Source organism: Bacillus nitratireducens (assembly GCF_001884135.1).
GTDB classification, from domain to species: domain Bacteria; phylum Bacillota; class Bacilli; order Bacillales; family Bacillaceae_G; genus Bacillus_A; species Bacillus_A nitratireducens.
In genome coordinates, this window is sequence record NZ_MAOC01000052.1 from 1 (window position 1) to 3123 (window position 3123).

The 3123-nt window shown below is 50.7% G+C and carries 1 rRNA gene; it reads left to right on the plus strand.

Going from position 1 to position 3123, the window contains the following annotated elements:
• Positions 1-193: 193 nt before the first annotated feature.
• Positions 194-3115: ribosomal RNA gene (locus BAU23_RS17110) — 23S ribosomal RNA — on the plus strand.
• The last annotated feature ends 8 nt before the right edge of the window (positions 3116-3123 follow it).

Here is a 3123-nt window from a genome sequence, read left to right on the forward strand (position 1 = left end):
CGTAACAAGGTAGCCGTATCGGAAGGTGCGGCTGGATCACCTCCTTTCTATGGAGAATTGATGAACGCAGTTCATCAATAAACGTTGACTTGTTTCGTTTCGTTCAGTTTTGAGAGAACTATCTCTCAAGTTTAAATGTATGTTCTTTGAAAACTAGATAACAGTGTAGCTCATATTTTTTTAATTTTAGTTTGGTTAAGTTAGAAAGGGCGCACGGTGGATGCCTTGACACTAGGAGTCGATGAAGGACGGGACTAACGCCGATATGCTTCGGGGAGCTGTAAGTAAGCTTTGATCCGAAGATTTCCGAATGGGGAAACCCACTATACGTAATGGTATGGTATCCTTACCTGAATACATAGGGTATGGAAGACAGACCCAGGGAACTGAAACATCTAAGTACCTGGAGGAAGAGAAAGCAAATGCGATTTCCTGAGTAGCGGCGAGCGAAACGGAATCTAGCCCAAACCAAGAGGCTTGCCTCTTGGGGTTGTAGGACATTCTATACGGAGTTACAAAGGAACGAGGTAGACGAAGCGACCTGGAAAGGTCCGTCACAGAGGGTAACAACCCCGTAGTCGAAACTTCGTTCTCTCTTGAATGTATCCTGAGTACGGCGGAACACGTGAAATTCCGTCGGAATCTGGGAGGACCATCTCCCAAGGCTAAATACTCCCTAGTGATCGATAGTGAACCAGTACCGTGAGGGAAAGGTGAAAAGCACCCCGGAAGGGGAGTGAAAGAGATCCTGAAACCGTGTGCCTACAAATAGTCAGAGCCCGTTAATGGGTGATGGCGTGCCTTTTGTAGAATGAACCGGCGAGTTACGATCCCGTGCGAGGTTAAGTTGAAGAGACGGAGCCGCAGCGAAAGCGAGTCTGAATAGGGCGTTTAGTACGTGGTCGTAGACCCGAAACCAGGTGATCTACCCATGTCCAGGGTGAAGTTCAGGTAACACTGAATGGAGGCCCGAACCCACGCACGTTGAAAAGTGCGGGGATGAGGTGTGGGTAGCGGAGAAATTCCAATCGAACCTGGAGATAGCTGGTTCTCCCCGAAATAGCTTTAGGGCTAGCCTTAAGTGTAAGAGTCTTGGAGGTAGAGCACTGATTGAACTAGGGGTCCTCATCGGATTACCGAATTCAGTCAAACTCCGAATGCCAATGACTTATCCTTAGGAGTCAGACTGCGAGTGATAAGATCCGTAGTCAAGAGGGAAACAGCCCAGATCGCCAGCTAAGGTCCCAAAGTGTGTATTAAGTGGAAAAGGATGTGGAGTTGCTTAGACAACTAGGATGTTGGCTTAGAAGCAGCCACCATTTAAAGAGTGCGTAATAGCTCACTAGTCGAGTGACTCTGCGCCGAAAATGTACCGGGGCTAAATACACCACCGAAGCTGCGAATTGATACCAATGGTATCAGTGGTAGGGGAGCGTTCTAAGTGCAGTGAAGTCAGACCGGAAGGACTGGTGGAGCGCTTAGAAGTGAGAATGCCGGTATGAGTAGCGAAAGACGGGTGAGAATCCCGTCCACCGAATGCCTAAGGTTTCCTGAGGAAGGCTCGTCCGCTCAGGGTTAGTCAGGACCTAAGCCGAGGCCGACAGGCGTAGGCGATGGACAACAGGTTGATATTCCTGTACCACCTCTTTATCGTTTGAGCAATGGAGGGACGCAGAAGGATAGAAGAAGCGTGCGATTGGTTGTGCACGTCCAAGCAGTTAGGCTGATAAGTAGGCAAATCCGCTTATCGTGAAGGCTGAGCTGTGATGGGGAAGCTCCTTATGGAGCGAAGTCTTTGATTCCCCGCTGCCAAGAAAAGCTTCTAGCGAGATAAAAGGTGCCTGTACCGCAAACCGACACAGGTAGGCGAGGAGAGAATCCTAAGGTGTGCGAGAGAACTCTGGTTAAGGAACTCGGCAAAATGACCCCGTAACTTCGGGAGAAGGGGTGCTTTCTTAACGGAAAGCCGCAGTGAATAGGCCCAAGCGACTGTTTAGCAAAAACACAGGTCTCTGCGAAGCCGTAAGGCGAAGTATAGGGGCTGACACCTGCCCGGTGCTGGAAGGTTAAGGAGAGGGGTTAGCGTAAGCGAAGCTCTGAACTGAAGCCCCAGTAAACGGCGGCCGTAACTATAACGGTCCTAAGGTAGCGAAATTCCTTGTCGGGTAAGTTCCGACCCGCACGAAAGGTGTAACGATTTGGGCACTGTCTCAACCAGAGACTCGGTGAAATTATAGTACCTGTGAAGATGCAGGTTACCCGCGACAGGACGGAAAGACCCCGTGGAGCTTTACTGTAGCCTGATATTGAATTTTGGTACAGTTTGTACAGGATAGGCGGGAGCCATTGAAACCGGAGCGCTAGCTTCGGTGGAGGCGCTGGTGGGATACCGCCCTGACTGTATTGAAATTCTAACCTACGGGTCTTATCGACCCGGGAGACAGTGTCAGGTGGGCAGTTTGACTGGGGCGGTCGCCTCCTAAAGTGTAACGGAGGCGCCCAAAGGTTCCCTCAGAATGGTTGGAAATCATTCGTAGAGTGCAAAGGCATAAGGGAGCTTGACTGCGAGACCTACAAGTCGAGCAGGGACGAAAGTCGGGCTTAGTGATCCGGTGGTTCCGCATGGAAGGGCCATCGCTCAACGGATAAAAGCTACCCCGGGGATAACAGGCTTATCTCCCCCAAGAGTCCACATCGACGGGGAGGTTTGGCACCTCGATGTCGGCTCATCGCATCCTGGGGCTGTAGTCGGTCCCAAGGGTTGGGCTGTTCGCCCATTAAAGCGGTACGCGAGCTGGGTTCAGAACGTCGTGAGACAGTTCGGTCCCTATCCGTCGTGGGCGTAGGAAATTTGAGAGGAGCTGTCCTTAGTACGAGAGGACCGGGATGGACGCACCGCTGGTGTACCAGTTGTTCTGCCAAGGGCATAGCTGGGTAGCTATGTGCGGAAGGGATAAGTGCTGAAAGCATCTAAGCATGAAGCCCCCCTCAAGATGAGATTTCCCATAGCGTAAGCTAGTAAGATCCCTGAAAGATGATCAGGTTGATAGGTTCGAGGTGGAAGCATGGTGACATGTGGAGCTGACGAATACTAATAGATCGAGGACTTAACCATATAATATG